The following is a 16,379-nucleotide window of genomic DNA, read 5'->3' as shown; positions in this document are numbered from 1 at the left end:
GCCACTCCATCCATCATTCATTTCATTGATTGTTCAACGTATACATCTTTCGCCAATCCAAACGCTGCCCAAGCATTGGGCCATCCTACATAGAACGCAAGATGCGTGATGATTTCCGACATTTCCTCAGCACTGACTCCATGATTTTTTGCGTTGGTGATATGATATTTTAGAGAATTGTCAAATATTCCTTTTGTTATTAGCGCAGTTACAGTAATGATACTGCGATCTCTTATGGATAATTTATCTTCTCGTGACCAGACCTCTCCAAAAAGAACATCATCGTTTAATTCCGCAAATTTAGGTGCGAATGATCCAAGCGCATCTCTGCCTGCTGTTTGTTTTTTCATCTAAATCATGCTTTCTTTCAAAATATGGACGATTTCATCCTGTGTTAGAACCTTGTATCCGCCTTCCAGGATGAAAGAACCTTTCGCAATGCCTTCAATCATATCCTCGGTTACGCCTAAATCCTTGATGCTCATCACAAGGGCAAGCTCTTTCATATACGCTTCCATTTGGTCGAGCCCCTCTTTAGCGATCTGTTCGTCTGTTTTTCCTTCGGGGCTTACATTCCAGACGTTGATTGCATAGCGTTTGAATTTTTGAAGCCCATAGGCCATGATGAACCGGTAATAGGGTAAGGAGATAGCGGACAGTGTCATACCGTGTGTAGCGTCAGTATAAGCGCCGACGGACTGTCCAATCATATGAACCATCCAGTCAGTGGATTTGCCTTTTGCAACAAGTGTATTAAGTGCCCAAGTTGCGGTCCACATAATATTACTTCTGGCTTCGTAGTCTGTAGGGTTCTTTACTGCGATCTTGGAACTGTGGATCAAAGACTTCAATAAACTCTCCATAATATAATCAGAGGTGTTGTCATCCTCGTTGGAAAAATATTGCTCCAGGATGTGCGACATGATATCAAAGAATCCGGCGACCATCTGATATTGCGGTAGGGTATAGGTGAATACGGGATTCAGAATGGAGAATTTCGGGAAGACATTATCACCAAACACATGACCGATTTTCAGCTTGGCAGCATGATTGGTAATAACAGAGCCCCCGTTCATTTCAGAGCCAGTACCGACCATCGTCAGAACGCATCCTACGGGAATGATTTTATTATCAACATCCTCCATGCGCAGATAGTATTTTCCCCACGGGTCTTCCTCACAATAGGTCGAAACGGACACGGCTTTTGCATAGTCGCATACCGAGCCGCCACCCACGGCTAAAATCAAATCGACGTTGTTGTCCTTAGCTACCTTACAGCCCTCATACAGTTTTTCGACGGTGGGATTCGGCATAACGCCCGCATCCTCAAAGACTTCTTTGCCGTTGTTCTTGAGAATTTTAACAATCTTGTCATATAGACCTGTTTTCTTGATAGAACCTCCGCCATAAACAAGCAATACGTTCTTTCCGTATTTAGGCAATTCCTCATTCAAGGAATTTAATGAGTCTTCTCCGAAATATAATTTGGTGGGGTTTGAATAGCTAAAATTTCCTAACATTCTTTTGTCATCCTCCATATTTTATAAGTTTAATGCTATTTTACTTTTCAATATTAAATTTAACGGACACGCTTCCGTTACCGAGGGCTTCGGCAAGACCTGCCGGTTCTTCAATTCGTCCGAGACGAGTATAGCTGTAAGAGGTGGAAAAGCTTTTGTAAAACAATACGAGGCAGTCCGAACCGAAGAGCATCAAATCACCCGCTTGAATCTCGCCGACGCGGACACTGTCCGAAGGCAAATCCTCTGAAAAGTAAATATACTTTTCGTTACCGTTCAGTTCCCGCATATCCAAAGTCAACGGAAGCCTTTCTATCAACGCATTAGCGGAGGGATTGTTATATAAAGCTGCATGGAAAGTCTGGTCTCCGCTTCGAATGCTGATTGTTGGCGTCGTTACAAGCGCCTGCGAATGATCTGATGAATTCGCAACGTCAGTATTCTCGATACTTACGCTCGTATCCGAGGTCGGGGTTGCTTCCCGTGTTATTCGGTTCGCCGTTTCTCTGTCGCTAGTTTGACTCTCAGCCGTATTACCTATGCAAGCAGAGAGTGAAACCATAAGGGTTATCGATAAAAGGAAGATGAGTGAACGATTCATATCACACTTTCTTACCAAGTGTATAGACCTTTGCAAGCAGATTGGTGTGATTCTTTGCCTCGCCGCCGTCTCCGATACCGACACCACGGACAACACCGGCAAGACGTGCTTTGTTAAAGCAGTCCATCCAACCCTGCATTCCCTTGACGGCCCCGTCCATCGCGCTTTCGTCCCCGTCAGCCGCTGTGGTCAACAGATAAACCTCCCGAAAGGCATATTTGGACGGAAACAGCGGATTACATCGGTCAAGAAGCGTCTTCATCTGGCCGCTCATTTCGTAGTAATAGATTGGTGTGGCAAAAACGAGAACATTTGCCTCTTTTACCTTCTCAGCAATTTCAACGGCGTCATCCTTGATTACGCATTTCTGTGTCTTTTGACAAGCAAGACAACCGGTACAGAAGCTGATAGTCTTACCTGCAAGACTGATAAACTCGACCTCATTGCCAGCTTCCTTTGCACCTTTTTCAAACTCTTTCGCCAGAAACTCGGAATTGCTGTCTTTACGAAGACTTGTAGATATAATCAGAACCTTTTTCATAATTCTTACCTCTCATAAACTTTTTCTACAATGCGGAATGCTCTCTTTGTTAAGCCATGAATCCAAAACTATTCTTCTCTTTTTAGCCCTTGTTCAACGACAACAAGTTGATCATACGTTTCAATTTTATGATTTAGATAGTTTAGGGTTTTCTTCATCTCTTCGATTCTGGCCATTAACTGATTACGCTGTTCAATTAAGAGTCCTTTTCTGACCTTAATGGTCTCATCACCCTGTTGAAACAGTCCGACATACTCAATCAATACTTCAATCGGAAGACCTGCACTCCGCATACATTTGATAAATCCGATCCAGTTGCAGTCTTCTTCTGTATAATCCCTGATTCCACTTTTATTGCGGTTCACATGAGGAATCAGTCCGATCCGTTCATAATAGCGAAGTGTATCCTGGGTAATACCAAACTTTTCGCTGACTTCTGAAATCGTCATGCGTTTCACCTCCTGATAGCGAAATCATATCACTTGGAGTTAACTCTAAGTCAACCCCTAGGGGAACAAAAATTGTGAAATGACTTGCTCATGGTTAAAACTTAATTTTACCCGAGCATCTAATTCGCTCTGGTTCCTTGCTGTCTGTGCTTACACTCGATTTGGCAGCCTGCTCAGCCTGCTGATTGTTATTGGTCGTATCCGTTCTGTTGCTGCTGCAAGCAGTAAGAGTAAAAACCATTCCCAATGAAAAAGCCAAAAATGCAAGAAATGGTCGTTTTATCATTTAATCTTCATTTGCCTCCTATACGACCACATCATAGAGCCAATAAAAAAAGCTGGTTAAATGCATACTGATATGCTCCAACCGGCCAGTTAACGTTATCTTTTTTTTAAAAGTTCTTGTATTGTATAATATATGGTGTATAGTGACAACTTGCTGATGAGATGAGACAGCGAAACGGCAAAAGGAGAGATGAAAATGTTATATATCGTTGATTTTAAAAATGTGTCTACAATTGGTTTAGAGTCTTCCCCTGTAGTTGAAGCGCTTGCTGGTTTACGTGCTAATGAAGCCCGTTACTTTATGAACAAATACAAGCATGAATTTACGGTTGTCCCAGCTAGCGAAAACCAGGAGACCCTTGATTATGTGAACCGAATCTTGAAAGAAGAACGTGATATTGAGTTTGTGGCCAAACCTTTAGAAACGTCGCGTTTTCAAGTGGAAAATATCAAATTTGCCTACGTCTTTTATGAGGATGGTCTTGTGGTCAACATCATGTATACAGTTGATGACCCTAAGAAGCGGGCCGTTGGTTTTAAGCTTTCTGAAGGAATGGATGTACCAAAAGAGTTAGAAGAGAAGTTTAAGTTTGCTAGGCAGAGGTCTAAACTAGCTGGAACAATTCGAGGTTCGTTTTTCGTAATTAAAGGTGAATATTAAAGTAAGCAAAAAACATGAGTTTTGTTTTGTAAGCTTATTTCGCCAATGGCTATTTTATTCGTAACGCTTGAAAAGAACACTATTTTCCTTAGCAATATGAAGGAATATGTCATCTGCCAATTCGTGTATTTTCAGATATACAGCCTTCATGGTAGGACATGCGTACTCCGGAGGTGTGAAATCGTCAGTCTCTTTGATTATACGCTTAATAATCTTCCCAGCATCTTCATGTTCACCCTCTAATTTTAGAATGAGTGAATGTATCGCAGCCCTATCCTCTGGAGTTTTATTAAGTTTGCGCATTGCCGGGAAAAGTTCCTCCTCCTCCTTGGCAAAATGCTCCTCCAGCTCCATCTTTAATTCACTAAAATTTCGATGAAGCTTCAAGAGCAGTTCTTTGCCATGCCCATAGTGTACGAGCAAAATCTTATTAACAAGCTTATCTAATTCCTTCCACAGATCACGCTCAGGCTGATGGTGAATTTCAAGAATGAGGTCAATTAGCTGTTCATCAGATAGTTCACTCACAGGTAGTTCCTTATCGGGTCTGGCTAAATAATCGCTGTAATCATCCTGTATTTTAGTAATGAAATCTGATGTAAGACCCACTTCTTTAATGGCAGCCTCAAGCGTTCGATCCCCCTGACAGCAATAATCAATATGCAGTTCATTAAGACGGGAAGTAATGGCAGGGAAATAGGTTACCAGCTCCCCAAGGTGTGTTTGATTGTTGATTGTAATTGATTGTTTCATCAGAACATCCTCCTTAAATATTAAAAAATTTAACTACTTTTTTGAATTACTTTTATCTCTTTTGATACTTTGATTTTAACTAATTCAAAAGATTATATCCGTGATTAAAATCAATTTTTTTAAATAAGGTACCTATAACCCAAATACCTATGAAATGCGCATAAAAGTGTTCTATGCATGAAAATTATAAAGATGAACATTTATAGGTTTAGGTAGGAAAAAACGAACCCAGTATTTTACCAACTCCAGGGATTCTCATGACGTCATGCTGATGAATGATTTTCAGGAAACCTAATACCGTGATATAGACTAATATAGAAACGAGAACGGATGCTAGAAGGGTAAGGTTAAACAGCTCTATTGATGTCAATTGAGTTATGGATACAAATAAGGTTCTGCTGCAGAACCCCATACTCAGCCCAGCGAAGATAATTTTAGTTACATATTTGATATCAAGATGAAAATCAATTGCTTTTACAACGCAAAAATAATGTAAGAGTGTTTCCGAAATAATCCCGAAGCTAATGGCTAAGATCACACCCAAAATGCCTAACCCTAGATTGGCAGCCAAAGGATAAATTAGGGCAATCGTAATACCTGTAGCGATGATATTATTAAACATGGCTTTTTTTGCCAAGCCTATTCCGACTAATGCGGATTGGAGAGGTGTCTGTAGATAATTGAATAGGAAGAATGGTACGATCAATTTGAGTAAGGGGGCTGCTGACGGGGAGCGGTAAATGATGGACATCAACTCTGGAGCAAAGAGATACAACAAAACGGTGCTAGGAGCTCCCACGATCAAGGCAGCTCCAATCGCTTGATTGAGCCTTCGCTGAATTAACATTTGATTATTTTTAGCATTTGCTTCGCTCAAAGCCGGAACGAGTGTCACTCTCAAAGACTGGTTGATAAAACCGGGCAAAAATATAAGCGGCATGACATAACCTGTTAACATGCCATATTGCTTGGCGATCATAGCTGAACCGACACCGGCTATGGCCAGGCTTTTAGTGATAACAACAGGTTGCAGTGCTCGGGAAAAAGATTTTATAAAACCGTCTCCCGTAGTGGGCAGACCTGTTTGCAATAATTCGAAGAGCATCCTTTTTCCTTTTACGACATTTGTCCAACGAGGATAAGGAATGCGGATTTTCTTATGATACTCCATTTTAAACATAACAATAAAAACTAAAAGCGAAAAGATTTCACCGATGACACCACTTAGAACGGCACCTGCAGCAGCGTACTCAATGCCCAAAGGGATTAAATACTGCACGAATACATAAGTCAAAATGAGTTGAACAATCTTCTCGAAAACTTGCGAAAGAGCAATCGGATTCATATTTTGCATGCCTCGGAAGTATCCTTTGAGCACACTGGAAACTGCACCAATGGGGATAAGCGGAATCAAGGCTATGAAGGAAAAATACGAACGGGGATCATTTAGAAAATGAGATGAACCGAACTTGCTAACCATAATTGATAGGGAACCAACGATAACACTTAGGCTTCCCATGATGGCAAGAGAAACGATAAGAATTTTTTTAACTTTTGTTCTATTTCCTTGAGTATTGGCTTCAGCAACTAATTTGGAAATCGCAACCGGTAAGCCAATGGTTGTAAGTGTCATCATTAAGCCCAAAAAAGACATGGCCATTTTTTTTAAGCCGATACCTTCTGGACCGAGAACTCTAGATTCAACAATAGACAGGGTAAAAACCAACATCCTTGTAATGAAAGAAGAAGCAGTTAAAATTAAAGCTCCCTTAACCAAATTTTGTTTCTTCATTTATCTTTGACCTTCTTAAAAACAAGTTTGGTTTATGTCTATGAGACATTAGGAGCTTTAAAACCTTCGCGATTTAATTTCTCAAGGTTTTTGCCTTTGTTAATCTGTCATTATATTTATTCCAGCTAAGGAAGGGATTTCTTCAAAATCTTTTATATGTTTCATTAAAAGCTTGTTCAACCTCAGCTATATTTCCGAATCTTGCTTCAACACCCATTAACTTTTTTAAGAATAATTGTTCTTCATTAGTCAAGTCTAATTCCTTATACCAGGGAAGCTTTTTTCTACTTTTAGCCACAAATGTAGTGTAATAAAGGTGTATGATAAAATCACCTAAAAAAGCAAAGTCCATATCCGACTGGTATTTTTTATTATCTATCCATCGGGCAAGCCCAAAGTCAACAAGGTTAACACTATGTCCATCATACAAAGTGTTTGGTACCCTAATATCTCTATGAACTATACCCTTAGAATGCAGGTAATTTAATATATCAACTAACTGACGACCTACTCCGTAAATCTCCTCTCGAGAAAACTTATGCTTATCAAGATAAATAATATCCTCAAAAGTTTTGCCTTCCTTGTATTCGAGGATATAGCCACACAAATTGTCTTGATCAATTCTAGAAATAAATCGAGGAATGCTCCCATGCCATAAATCTTTTAATACTTCTTCCTCATAAACGACCTTGGCCCCAGATTCTTTAAGCATTCCCCTTTTTAGCTGCTTAAGTATATAAAATTGACTTCCTTGGGAAATGAGATAACATATACCGAAACGTCCCTCTCCCAGTTTTCTTTCAATTTTATATTCACTAACCTTTTCATACGGCTGAAATACTTTATCCCGCCTTAAAAGATTCAAGACCATGATTTTTTTCTATTATGGCTTTTGGGATAATGTTCCTTGTAATCTTTCGACCAGGACTTAGAATGCCTCTGTGAACCTCCTAGCACTTCAAAAATTTTCCCTAGGATGCCGCCCGTTTTATGTGATTCTTTATAGTAATCACTGCCGTGATTTTTATGAGGATAATAACCTTTGCTATTCGATTTAGATTTAGAATAAAAGCCCATTTCTGATCCTCCTTTTTTCTAAAGTATTTTGACATAAAGTCTCTTGAACGCATTTAAAAGCGCCCTTGGTTTACTTTACTTGTTACTCCCGTTTTTAGGCAAACTAAATCCTTCCGGAAATTTCATCACCGAATGTTTGCTGCCAATATATAGAGTTCTCATGTTACCATCCCCATTAAGTAAAAGATCTTACGTATAAACTATTTTGTTCCATAGTTATTTTATCCTACTACCCGCTCCTTTAGACTGCTAACATAAAGTATTTACTTGAATCCTTTAATCTTTAGGGCAATAACTAGTCTATGTTAATTGAAATAGTATCAATTCCGATTAGGAATTACGATCTTGATCATCTATGTAATGAAATCATTAAAAAATATGGAGGCACAAAGTTGTAACATTATATACTTTCAAATTCTGTTCTTTTTAGGAAAAATATACTGAGATAAATAAATTATAAAAGGAATTGGAAAAAACTTGACGAATTTGTATATGCTATCAATTTGTTGCATTATTAGGAATAATTACAAATGGAACAGGAGTATTATTAATGCGTTTGGTAAATATTGCTTATGTAGATGAAGGTTCTGTGCTTGCTAGACCTTTGGTAGCTCCTAATGGCAAAGTACTTTTACAGGCAGGAATAGCACTATCAAGAAGTTATATTGATAAATTAGCTCGCCTGGGTTTAGATACAATGTTTATCGAGGATGCTACTTTTGAAGATGTTGAGATTACTTCAGCTGTGTCCTTAAAAACTCGTGAAGTTGCTTATGCAGCTATTCAAAATATAAATAAGAATATCGATGAGTCACGGCTTGTTTCAGGTAAGTTAGATGAGGTAAAGAGTGCTGTTCGAAATATCATTAGCGACCTTCTTGGTAACAAAGGATTGCTAGGTAATGTAATTGAGATTCAGGGGTATGATGATTATACCTTTCATCATTCTGTAAATACTACGATTATTGCTTTGATTATGGGGATTTATATGCGTTGGTCAGATGACAAATTATTAGAACTCGGAATGGGTGCGCTCATGCATGATGTAGGGAAGATCAAGGTTCCATCAGAAATCTTCAATAAAATAGGGCCTTTGACGCAGGAGGAGTTTGATGAGATCAAGAAGCATTCGGAATACGGGTTCGAGATTCTAAGAAAAAACAGTGATATCAATATAGTTTCAGCTCATGTTGCGCTACAACATCAGGAACGCTGGGATGGCAGCGGCTATCCCAGGGGATTAAAAGGAACTCAAATCCATGAGTATGGGAGACTAGCAGCTGTTGCGGATGTTTACGAAGCACTTACCAGCAAAAGGATTTATCGTAACGCTCATCAACCTTATGAGGCTTATGAATATTTAATTGCTAATTCTGATAGGCTCTTTGAACCTAAATTAGTGCAGAATGTTTTTTCTAAATGCATAACTCCCTATCCAACCGGTACCGGTATCCGCTTAAGCAACGGACAACGGGGTAATGTGGTAAAACAAAACCCCAGCTTCCCAACCCGTCCCTATGTTCGGGCGACTCATGAATTTTATAGTCGTCTATTTTCACCTATTGATTATAACCTAGTAGAACATCCTTCACTTATGATAGTTGGCATCGAGAATAGATAATCATTTGTTCTCATTGATTCTTACCGCTCCCATGCACTTAGGTTCTTTTTGACATTCATTCTTTTACCCTTGACATCAATACTACCGTCTCGACGTGCCTTGCGGATACAAAAAGGATGTCGTATTAAATCTGGTATTCACTTGGCAGCAGGATATATTTCTGAAAAACATTCCCCACTCGCTATGCTTATCCTTATACTAAACATGTTTATTTTGCAACTATTTCTAGGATTGTAAGTAATTGTACGGCCCATCACTCAACCACTTTTTTATAGATTCGAGCTCTTTCAATCCCTACTGTTGTGGGTTCACTGTGCCCGGAATAAAGGACTGTGTCTTCTGGTAAAGTTAAAATTTTTGTAATCACCTCTGTAAATAACTGCACTTCATCTCCTCCATAAAAATCACTTCTTCCTAAGCTTCCCTTAAAAATACTGTCTCCCACAAATGCAGCCTTCTCTTCTTTGCTGTAAAATACTATACTGTCTGTTGTATGACCAGGGACATAAATCACATGAACCATTATGTTAGGATTTGATTCTAAAGAAATCACATCTCCATGATTTAAATACTGCACATCTCTTAAAACTACTTTTAATCCACTTTCTTCCGACAAATTCCATATAGGATCAGTAATATAACGCTTTCCTTTTTCATGGATATAAATCGGAGCTCGCAGTTTGTTACTGACTATTTCAGCTGCACCAATATGATCAAAATGCCCATGAGTAATTAGTATTTTTTCTATTTGAAAGCCATATCTTTTAATTACCTGTAGAATCAAATCTGCACTTGCACCTGGGTCGATTAAAAATCCGTGTTTTGTTTTTTCATCAATCAAAAAATACATATTTGTTATAAAAACGCCTGTAACTGGCACCGTATATATCATTTTACCTTCCAATTCTACCGGCATTGGAACTATTGATCATTTGCATAGCTCATCTAACGCTTTTTTTGCCCAATGTGAGTCTTTCATTACCATACGCCCTACACCTATTAAATCAGCATTACACTTTTTTAACATACTTTCCGCTCCGGCTGCTGTTACAATACCTCCAGTCAGTATTACCGGAATTGATATTGCTTCCTTAATCGGTCTACTCATGACAGAAAAATATCCTTCTCCCGTATTGCCGCCAGCAGATGTGTAACCCTGCATACTTCCCGTAATGTCAATAGCATCAATCCCAGCCTTCTCAAATGCTTTTGCTGCAAAGATACTATCCTCTACAGTAATACCACCTTCTGTAAAATCACAAGCACCAAGACGCAACATTACTGGATAGTCTTTTCCAACTTCATCACGGACTTCCTTGATGACTTCTAAATGCAAACGAATACGATTTTCTAATGTTCCACCGTATTCATCCGTTCGTTTATTAGTGAGTGGTGAAAAAAACTGATTTAATAAATAGCTGTGAGCCGAGTGAATTTCGACACCGTCAAAACCAGCTGCTTTCACACGGCGTGCTGCCGCCCTGTATAGTCCAGGAAGCTTTTTTATTTCTTCTTTCATCAGCGCTCGTGGTGTTAAACCTCCAATTGGATGCGGCACAGCTGATGGAGCAACACAAGGCGGATTTTCACCCTCTCCACGAATGTAACTGCCCGAATGATTAATCTGCATAAATGTCTTAGAACCGTTGCTGTGAATAATATCTGCAAGTTTTTTCAGACCACCAACCACATCATCTGTAGCAACGGAAAGCTGTGTAGGTTTAGCCCGACCTTCTCTTGCAATGTAACTATGTTCAATGATAACTAACCCAAAAGCGCTATCTTTCGATTTTTCATCATAATAAGCCAGCAGCTTTTCGTTTACATATCCATCCTCCAGGTTTGCTAATGCCATTGGCGGCATTACCAGACGATTCTTTAAAGTTAATTTATTGATTTTCAGTGGCGTTGTAAGTATTGTCATAATTTTCCTCTTTCTTAATTTCAAACTTTTTCTAATACCAATATATAAAATCGAAATTTTTTCTTATATTTTGCACCCATCCGGGCCGCAAGTCATTCCACTATTTAAAACTTCCAGTTGCTCCTTTTCCTCATCCAGTATGTTTAATAAAGTTTCTTTGATATAACCAGAAGGCTGTGCTCCTGAAAATGCATATTTCCGATTAACCAAAAAATAAGGAACCGAATGTATTTCCAAATGCGCAGCATCCTTCTCATCTTGGCGTACTTCTAATGCATATTGGTCTGATTCAATTACTTCTCTTACTTCGAATTCAGAAATGCCAACTTTTGATGCAATTCCTATTAATACCTGTGGATCACTTAATTCTTTATTTTCATTAAAATATGCATGAAACAGCTTTTCACTAATTTCATGGCCTTTTCCACGTCCTTCTGCATATTTTGTCAGCCTGTGTGCATTCATCATATTTGTGTATCGGGTTGTATCGTAACGGAAAACCAACCCAACATTTTTGGCCGCTTCGGTAACACTTTCTATCATCTGCATTGTTTGTTTACTAGTATATCCATACTTCCGAGCGATACGCTCCGGAGTTGTACCTGTCACCTGTGAACTGGCTGTCGCATCTAACTCGAAACTTTTCATTACAACTTCAATAAACTCTTTGTCTGTGATTCCCTTCATAGCCATCTCTAGATTTCTTTTACCTATATAACAATAAGGACATGCATAATCTGACCAAATCTCTATCTTCATGATTTACCCCTTCCTATAAGAATTGCTATATTTCCTTATACTATGTTATTATTTTATTTTAAAAAACAATAATTACAAGTACGCAAAAATAATAGAGTAACTATACAAAATCATAGTATTGTGTATTCTTAAGATTGATTTGTATCAAATTAATTTCAGAAAGGCAGGATGAACGAAATGCAGAAAAACAACTCTTTTTCTGATTGTCCTCTTGAATATGCTATAAGCATACTTGGTGGGAAATGGAAACTACAAATTATCTGGACAATTTATACAGCAAAGTCCATACGTTTCAACCAATTAAAGCAGGAACTTGACGGTATCACTGATATGATGCTAACTAAAATCTTAAAAGAATTTGTTACCCAAAACATTATCATTCGTCACCAATATAATGAGATTCCACCACATGTTGAATACTCTTTATCCGAAAATGGCTTAAAGTTAGTAGAAGCCTTGAGTGAAGTCCGAAAATGGTCTCGCGAAGTTCAATAATATAGACCGCGCAGACACTGCAATCTCGTTTTCAAATTCCAATTTATATCCTTTATTATATAAATTTCTCTGTCATCTCCAGAGAAGAAAATCTTTTGTTCACTCTCGAATATATAACATAAATCTCAATCCCCATTGAAAACCCACTATGTCCTCTATATTTCCCCATAAAAAAGAGCAAAAACTGGCATTTTTCAGCCCGGTTTTTGCCCTTTTTTTGCTTCAAAACCACTACATATAGTGGTTAACAGTAAGCGTCAAATCTAACGACATATAGCTCACCCGCAGGAGAGGATAACAAATGGAACTACAAAAATACATTTGATACATCATATTTGATAAGAGAAATATTTCCATCATTGTGCTTAATTGCTACTAAAACTTCTTCTTTCACAAACTCTACTTCCGCCATCGATTGAATCTTTACTTTTTCAACAAATCTTCGAAATAGCATATCGTAAAACTTTGCAAGATCACTCTCCTGAGCTATCAGAAAATCACTTAATTCCTCCACCCTCTTTTCCCGCATTGCCCGTTCGGTTTGTTAATCTTTTTGTTTCGCCATCCTGTTTTAGATTGACTTAATCTCGCCCCCGAGTTATAAAATTATCCTAAGACAACGGAACCCCTTGCCTAATGTAGGCAATATAATATCCTTACGCATGTTCCAACCTTAATACCTTCCATAATAAAAAAGAGACTCCCCACCCAAATACAAATAGTCCAGCCAACAAGTAACCAATACCACTGAGGTCAAGTTTTTGAATCCATTCCCAAATGCTACCGTTGAGTCCGAGTTTCGGGGTCACAATCTGGGCTAATTCTATTAACCCTATAAATAATGCCGCTACCACGGATACTCCAGTAACCGATAAATTATAATAGACCTTTCTTAGGGGTGTAGAGAAAGCCCAATCATAGGCAGTGATCATAAAAACCCCATCAGCTGTGTCCATCATGCTCATACCGGCGGCAAACAAAACTGGTAAGGATAAAATTGCTGTAGAAGGCATTGATGTACTTGCAGCATTTGCAGAGATTGCAAGTAAAGCCACTTCCGACGCTGTATCAAACCCTAAACCAAAGAGAAATCCAAGCGGGTAAACATGCCAACTTTTACTAATAAATTGATAAAATGGTCTGAAAAGGTGTGAAATAAAGCCACGGTTTAAAAGAAGTTTTTCTAAGTTTCCTTCATCAAACTTCCCTCTATGCATTTTTTTAAATAACCGATAAATATCGAACCAAATGTACAGGTTAAATAACCCTATTAAAAGTAGAAACCCTCCAGAGACAACCGTTCCTATTAAACCACCAATAGCTTGTAATTGTGGTATATTTTCTTTTGCCCAGGTCATAGAAAAAGATGTAATTAGAGCCATTATAAAAACTACTGAGGAGTGCCCCAGTGAAAAGAAAAATCCTACCCCAGTCGGTTCCTGTTTCTGCTGCATCATTTTTCGTACCGTATTATCAATTGCTGTTATATGGTCAACATCAAAGGCATGCCTTAAGCCTAGAGTATATGCTAGAAAGGCAATCCCTAAAAATTGAGGATATACGCCAACTACTGGGAATAAAAGCGCGAGTCCTAGTAAGTGTATCCCAAGTATCAAAATACTGTAACGAAGCCATTTTGGACGATTAATGAAAATCGTTGGACGTAAATTTTTCATAAGTTCCTCCCTTAAAAAGCTTGTATGGATCCACTTCTTCTTCCTGAGAGAAGGGCACTCCCGCAAGCGGCACATGCCCGCTGAAGAGCTTTGATCCCAAAATATGATGGTAGTTCCCAATATAAAAAACCGCACCATAATTCATGTCAAGTTCATGCCAGCGTAAGCACATTTTTGTATATTTTTTGTTGCATTGTTTACTGACATATTCCTCTCTCCGGCTTTCAATGATAAATGATATGATTTTTCAAGCAGTCAAATAAGAACTATTGCACAAGTTCAATATTGATTATAGTGAATTATCCCTATGGTGAATATATACCACAGGGATAATTTTATCCAAGCCGCTCTATTTCAGCCAATCATTGGCTTGCTGGCGCAGCCAATCGCACCACGCCTCCATGCCCTCTCCTGTTTTGGCGGAAACAGGGAAGATTTTCAGATTCGGATTGCGCAGATGCACATATTCCTTCACCTTTTCCAGATCAAAATCAAAATAAGGCATCACATCGATCTTGTTGATCAGTAGAGCATCGCAGACTGTAAAGATCAGCGGATATTTCAGCGGCTTATCGTGCCCTTCCGGCACAGATAAGATCATCACGTTCTTAACGGCACCCGTATCAAATTCCGCCGGACAGACCAAATTTCCAACGTTCTCAAGAATTGCTATATCCAAATCTCCGGTTCCCAGATGATCAAGACCTTGCCTAGTCATGCCCGCATCCAGGTGGCACATGCCTCCGGTGTGGAGTTGGACCGTCTTGGCACCGGTCATGGAAATAGTCCGCGCATCCACATCGGAGTCGATATCCGCTTCCATGACTCCAATCCGGAACTCGTTCCCCAGCATACCGATCGTTCTGACCAGGGTGCTCGTCTTCCCGGAGCCAGGCGAAGACATCAGGTTCAGAAGGAAGGTTTTATTCTTCTTCAGTTCATTCCTCAGGCCTTCCGCTTCCCTGTCGTTGTCAGCCAAGACGCTCTGTTTTACTTCTATTACGCGAAAAGTGTCCATAAATTTTTACGCCTCCATCCTAAATTGCGTCGGTAAATCGCTTTTGTCATCATCTGATATTCCGCCTAAACTATCTTTATTTCTTCAACAAGAAACTCCTTGCCGCTTACCAGTTTCAAATTCCTACTGCCGCAGCTGCGGCACTGTGTACAATCCCCTATCGATTCCGGATACTCCGAACCGCAGTCACCGCACTTGACAACAAACGGTACCTTGGTAATTTCAAGTATGGCTTCAGCCGCGACGGTCCCTCGGGCCATATAGCGGAAACACTTTTCGATCAAGCTGTCGACCACGTCTCTTAGCTCTCCGATTTTCAGCTTGACCTGAATAACTTTTTCCGCATTGGCCATTTTGGCGTGTGTCAGTACTATTTCCACTACGTTTTCGGTAAGGGCCATTTCATGCATCGTGCTTACCTCTTTTTAATTTATTGCTTACCCTGCAAATTTACTAAGAAGTCTAGAATCTTTTTTCCTGCCTTCAGCGCAGTCCTTAATAATCTCCATCATTCTTCTGGACATCACAAACGAAGGCGTCCCCAGAAGGAAAATAATTATAAACTTACGCCAACCCTTGAAAGGAGCGAAACTACAATCACAGCGCGTAATAAATCTAGTTTTACCGTTTCCTTCATCCAAGAGATGAAAATTCCATGTCCAAGCAAAATAACTTAAGGCAAAAGGTGGTACAAATCCTATCGCTCCTTGAAACTTGGAAGGATTGCGTGAATCAGAAATAGATGTAAAATATTTTCCTTCTTTGACTTCTTTTACTTCAGACCCTATACCGTCTTGATGATAAAAGATAAACTCTCCAGGATACATATTCTTCCATTCATCGACAATGGAATACGTGTTATAGATATGGAAAGTAAAAAACCTTTCCAATGCCCCAAAGCTGTAAAATCCCGCCCGACGCTGGCCAAGTTGAGCTAAATAAGGCCAGACCTTTTCTCGGGGAACATTTATTGTAAGGGCTAATTGTAGGCGCATGCTGGGGTCTTTTTTGTCCCCAAGCAGTTCATCTCCCGGTAACCGCATCTTCTTTTCCTTTTCTGTCAGTGGTAACCCTAAACCATATTTCCATAATCCAGCTACTAATAAGATTCCAAAAACCGCGATACAAATTAGAACAAACCAAGCAGTATGATTTGTTATAAAGGACTGAATAAATCCCATTTTTAGCATTCTCCTTTCACCCAACA

At 39.2% G+C, this 16,379-nt stretch carries 22 protein-coding genes; 3 read left to right on the top strand and 19 right to left on the bottom strand.

All coding sequences use genetic code 11. The features are described from left to right. Nucleotides 1-17: 17 nt before the first annotated feature. The 6 genes from DESME_RS04635 to DESME_RS04610 form a co-directional block, all read right to left on the bottom strand. Nucleotides 18-350, bottom strand: a complete 333-nt coding sequence (locus DESME_RS04635; protein ID WP_006715017.1) for a carboxymuconolactone decarboxylase family protein — start codon at nucleotides 348-350, stop codon at nucleotides 18-20. After that, entirely contained in the window at nucleotides 351-1,520 is a 1,170-nt protein-coding gene (locus DESME_RS04630; protein WP_006715018.1) for an iron-containing alcohol dehydrogenase, read from the bottom strand. Nucleotides 1,521-1,560: 40 nt separating this feature from the next. Further along, a complete protein-coding gene (locus DESME_RS04625; protein WP_025248665.1) occupies nucleotides 1,561-2,121 on the bottom strand; it encodes a cyclophilin-like fold protein in 561 nt (186 codons plus the stop codon). A gap of 1 nt (nucleotide 2,122) precedes the next feature. Further along, nucleotides 2,123-2,665, bottom strand: a complete 543-nt coding sequence (locus DESME_RS04620; protein ID WP_025248664.1) for a flavodoxin family protein — start codon at nucleotides 2,663-2,665, stop codon at nucleotides 2,123-2,125. Between the two features lie 65 nt (nucleotides 2,666-2,730). Beyond that, on the bottom strand, nucleotides 2,731-3,111 hold the full coding sequence (locus DESME_RS04615) for a MerR family transcriptional regulator (RefSeq protein ID WP_006715021.1): 381 nt from the start codon (nucleotides 3,109-3,111) through the stop codon (nucleotides 2,731-2,733). A gap of 94 nt (nucleotides 3,112-3,205) precedes the next feature. Further along, nucleotides 3,206-3,397, bottom strand: a complete 192-nt coding sequence (locus DESME_RS04610; RefSeq protein WP_025248663.1) for a YgdI/YgdR family lipoprotein — start codon at nucleotides 3,395-3,397, stop codon at nucleotides 3,206-3,208. A 195-nt stretch (nucleotides 3,398-3,592) separates the two neighbouring features. Between DESME_RS04610 and DESME_RS04605 the strand changes: the two genes are divergently transcribed. After that, the gene (locus DESME_RS04605) at nucleotides 3,593-4,057 is read left to right on the top strand and encodes a hypothetical protein (RefSeq protein WP_006715022.1); all 465 of its coding nucleotides are present in this window, start codon (nucleotides 3,593-3,595) and stop codon (nucleotides 4,055-4,057) included. Nucleotides 4,058-4,111: 54 nt separating this feature from the next. On the opposite strand, the gene DESME_RS04600 is transcribed toward DESME_RS04605, so the two are convergent. The 4 genes from DESME_RS04600 to DESME_RS04585 all read right to left on the bottom strand — a co-directional run bounded on the left by DESME_RS04600 (nucleotide 4,112) and on the right by DESME_RS04585 (nucleotide 7,679). Further along, nucleotides 4,112-4,810, bottom strand: a complete 699-nt coding sequence (locus DESME_RS04600) for a DUF542 domain-containing protein (protein ID WP_006715023.1) — start codon at nucleotides 4,808-4,810, stop codon at nucleotides 4,112-4,114. Between the two features lie 208 nt (nucleotides 4,811-5,018). Then, nucleotides 5,019-6,602 carry a stage V sporulation protein B gene (spoVB, locus tag DESME_RS04595; RefSeq protein WP_006715024.1) on the bottom strand — a complete coding sequence of 528 codons (1,584 nt, stop codon included), beginning with the start codon at nucleotides 6,600-6,602 and terminating at the stop codon, nucleotides 5,019-5,021. Nucleotides 6,603-6,744: 142 nt separating this feature from the next. Then, nucleotides 6,745-7,473: a protein kinase domain-containing protein gene (locus tag DESME_RS04590; protein ID WP_025248662.1), complete on the bottom strand. Its 729-nt coding sequence runs from the start codon at nucleotides 7,471-7,473 to the stop codon at nucleotides 6,745-6,747. Next, nucleotides 7,464-7,679, bottom strand: a complete 216-nt coding sequence (locus DESME_RS04585) for a hypothetical protein (RefSeq protein ID WP_006715026.1) — start codon at nucleotides 7,677-7,679, stop codon at nucleotides 7,464-7,466. Before DESME_RS04585 ends, DESME_RS04590 begins: the two co-directional genes overlap by 10 nt. Nucleotides 7,680-8,229: 550 nt before the next feature. Between DESME_RS04585 and DESME_RS04580 the strand changes: the two genes are divergently transcribed. Beyond that, nucleotides 8,230-9,300 (top strand): HD-GYP domain-containing protein, encoded by a 1,071-nt coding sequence (locus tag DESME_RS04580; protein WP_006715027.1) that lies wholly within the window; start codon nucleotides 8,230-8,232, stop codon nucleotides 9,298-9,300. 253 nt (nucleotides 9,301-9,553) lie between these two features. Here the strand turns inward: DESME_RS04580 and DESME_RS04575 are convergent, their stop codons facing one another. The 3 genes from DESME_RS04575 to DESME_RS04565 form a co-directional block, all read right to left on the bottom strand. Then, nucleotides 9,554-10,216 (bottom strand): MBL fold metallo-hydrolase, encoded by a 663-nt coding sequence (locus tag DESME_RS04575; protein WP_202962886.1) that lies wholly within the window; start codon nucleotides 10,214-10,216, stop codon nucleotides 9,554-9,556. Nucleotides 10,217-10,228: 12 nt separating this feature from the next. Continuing rightward, nucleotides 10,229-11,224 (bottom strand): NADH:flavin oxidoreductase, encoded by a 996-nt coding sequence (locus DESME_RS04570; RefSeq protein WP_006715029.1) that lies wholly within the window; start codon nucleotides 11,222-11,224, stop codon nucleotides 10,229-10,231. Between the two features lie 63 nt (nucleotides 11,225-11,287). Next, complete coding sequence (locus DESME_RS04565) at nucleotides 11,288-11,983, bottom strand: DsbA family oxidoreductase (RefSeq protein WP_006715030.1); 696 nt, start codon at nucleotides 11,981-11,983, stop codon at nucleotides 11,288-11,290. 177 nt (nucleotides 11,984-12,160) lie between these two features. On the opposite strand from DESME_RS04565, the gene DESME_RS04560 reads away from it, so the two are divergent. After that, nucleotides 12,161-12,478 (top strand): winged helix-turn-helix transcriptional regulator, encoded by a 318-nt coding sequence (locus DESME_RS04560; RefSeq protein ID WP_006715031.1) that lies wholly within the window; start codon nucleotides 12,161-12,163, stop codon nucleotides 12,476-12,478. Between the two features lie 307 nt (nucleotides 12,479-12,785). Here the strand turns inward: DESME_RS04560 and DESME_RS04555 are convergent, their stop codons facing one another. From DESME_RS04555 to DESME_RS04530, 6 genes are all read right to left on the bottom strand, one after another. Further along, nucleotides 12,786-13,007, bottom strand: coding sequence for a hypothetical protein (locus DESME_RS04555; protein ID WP_167998827.1), 222 nt, complete (start codon nucleotides 13,005-13,007; stop codon nucleotides 12,786-12,788). A 127-nt stretch (nucleotides 13,008-13,134) separates the two neighbouring features. Further along, complete coding sequence (locus tag DESME_RS04550; protein ID WP_006715033.1) at nucleotides 13,135-14,154, bottom strand: HoxN/HupN/NixA family nickel/cobalt transporter; 1,020 nt, start codon at nucleotides 14,152-14,154, stop codon at nucleotides 13,135-13,137. Next, complete coding sequence (locus tag DESME_RS16035) at nucleotides 14,123-14,299, bottom strand: hypothetical protein (RefSeq protein WP_167998826.1); 177 nt, start codon at nucleotides 14,297-14,299, stop codon at nucleotides 14,123-14,125. Before DESME_RS16035 ends, DESME_RS04550 begins: the two co-directional genes overlap by 32 nt. A gap of 204 nt (nucleotides 14,300-14,503) precedes the next feature. After that, nucleotides 14,504-15,172 (bottom strand): hydrogenase nickel incorporation protein HypB, encoded by a 669-nt coding sequence (gene hypB, locus DESME_RS04540; RefSeq protein ID WP_006715034.1) that lies wholly within the window; start codon nucleotides 15,170-15,172, stop codon nucleotides 14,504-14,506. A 65-nt stretch (nucleotides 15,173-15,237) separates the two neighbouring features. Continuing rightward, on the bottom strand, nucleotides 15,238-15,582 hold the full coding sequence (gene hypA / locus DESME_RS04535) for a hydrogenase maturation nickel metallochaperone HypA (protein WP_006715035.1): 345 nt from the start codon (nucleotides 15,580-15,582) through the stop codon (nucleotides 15,238-15,240). Nucleotides 15,583-15,609: 27 nt separating this feature from the next. Further along, nucleotides 15,610-16,353, bottom strand: coding sequence for a hypothetical protein (locus DESME_RS04530; protein WP_006715036.1), 744 nt, complete (start codon nucleotides 16,351-16,353; stop codon nucleotides 15,610-15,612). Nucleotides 16,354-16,379: the final 26 nt, after the last annotated feature.

The organism is Desulfitobacterium metallireducens DSM 15288, from assembly GCF_000231405.2.
Taxonomy (GTDB): Bacteria; Bacillota; Desulfitobacteriia; order Desulfitobacteriales; family Desulfitobacteriaceae; genus Desulfitobacterium_A; species Desulfitobacterium_A metallireducens.
Note: the sequence above shows the minus strand (reverse complement) of the source record. Positions and strands in the feature narration are given on the sequence as shown.

Bases quoted from the DNA above. Each gene is read 5' to 3' on its own strand.
- DESME_RS04635 (WP_006715017.1), bottom strand. From the start codon at position 350: ATGAAAAAACAAACAGCAGGCAGAGATGCGCTTGGATCATTCGCACCT.
- DESME_RS04630 (WP_006715018.1), bottom strand. From the start codon at position 1,520: ATGTTAGGAAATTTTAGCTATTCAAACCCCACCAAATTATATTTCGGA.
- DESME_RS04625 (WP_025248665.1), bottom strand. From the start codon at position 2,121: ATGAATCGTTCACTCATCTTCCTTTTATCGATAACCCTTATGGTTTCA.
- DESME_RS04615 (WP_006715021.1), bottom strand. From the start codon at position 3,111: ATGACGATTTCAGAAGTCAGCGAAAAGTTTGGTATTACCCAGGATACA.
- DESME_RS04610 (WP_025248663.1), bottom strand. From the start codon at position 3,397: ATGATAAAACGACCATTTCTTGCATTTTTGGCTTTTTCATTGGGAATG.
- DESME_RS04605 (WP_006715022.1), top strand. From the start codon at position 3,593: ATGTTATATATCGTTGATTTTAAAAATGTGTCTACAATTGGTTTAGAG.
- DESME_RS04600 (WP_006715023.1), bottom strand. From the start codon at position 4,810: ATGAAACAATCAATTACAATCAACAATCAAACACACCTTGGGGAGCTG.
- spoVB (WP_006715024.1), bottom strand. From the start codon at position 6,602: ATGAAGAAACAAAATTTGGTTAAGGGAGCTTTAATTTTAACTGCTTCT.
- DESME_RS04590 (WP_025248662.1), bottom strand. From the start codon at position 7,473: ATGGTCTTGAATCTTTTAAGGCGGGATAAAGTATTTCAGCCGTATGAA.
- DESME_RS04585 (WP_006715026.1), bottom strand. From the start codon at position 7,679: ATGGGCTTTTATTCTAAATCTAAATCGAATAGCAAAGGTTATTATCCT.
- DESME_RS04580 (WP_006715027.1), top strand. From the start codon at position 8,230: ATGCGTTTGGTAAATATTGCTTATGTAGATGAAGGTTCTGTGCTTGCT.
- DESME_RS04575 (WP_202962886.1), bottom strand. From the start codon at position 10,216: ATGCCGGTAGAATTGGAAGGTAAAATGATATATACGGTGCCAGTTACA.
- DESME_RS04570 (WP_006715029.1), bottom strand. From the start codon at position 11,224: ATGACAATACTTACAACGCCACTGAAAATCAATAAATTAACTTTAAAG.
- DESME_RS04565 (WP_006715030.1), bottom strand. From the start codon at position 11,983: ATGAAGATAGAGATTTGGTCAGATTATGCATGTCCTTATTGTTATATA.
- DESME_RS04560 (WP_006715031.1), top strand. From the start codon at position 12,161: ATGCAGAAAAACAACTCTTTTTCTGATTGTCCTCTTGAATATGCTATA.
- DESME_RS04555 (WP_167998827.1), bottom strand. From the start codon at position 13,007: ATGCGGGAAAAGAGGGTGGAGGAATTAAGTGATTTTCTGATAGCTCAG.
- DESME_RS04550 (WP_006715033.1), bottom strand. From the start codon at position 14,154: ATGAAAAATTTACGTCCAACGATTTTCATTAATCGTCCAAAATGGCTT.
- DESME_RS16035 (WP_167998826.1), bottom strand. From the start codon at position 14,299: ATGAATTATGGTGCGGTTTTTTATATTGGGAACTACCATCATATTTTG.
- hypB (WP_006715034.1), bottom strand. From the start codon at position 15,172: ATGGACACTTTTCGCGTAATAGAAGTAAAACAGAGCGTCTTGGCTGAC.
- hypA (WP_006715035.1), bottom strand. From the start codon at position 15,582: ATGCATGAAATGGCCCTTACCGAAAACGTAGTGGAAATAGTACTGACA.
- DESME_RS04530 (WP_006715036.1), bottom strand. From the start codon at position 16,353: ATGGGATTTATTCAGTCCTTTATAACAAATCATACTGCTTGGTTTGTT.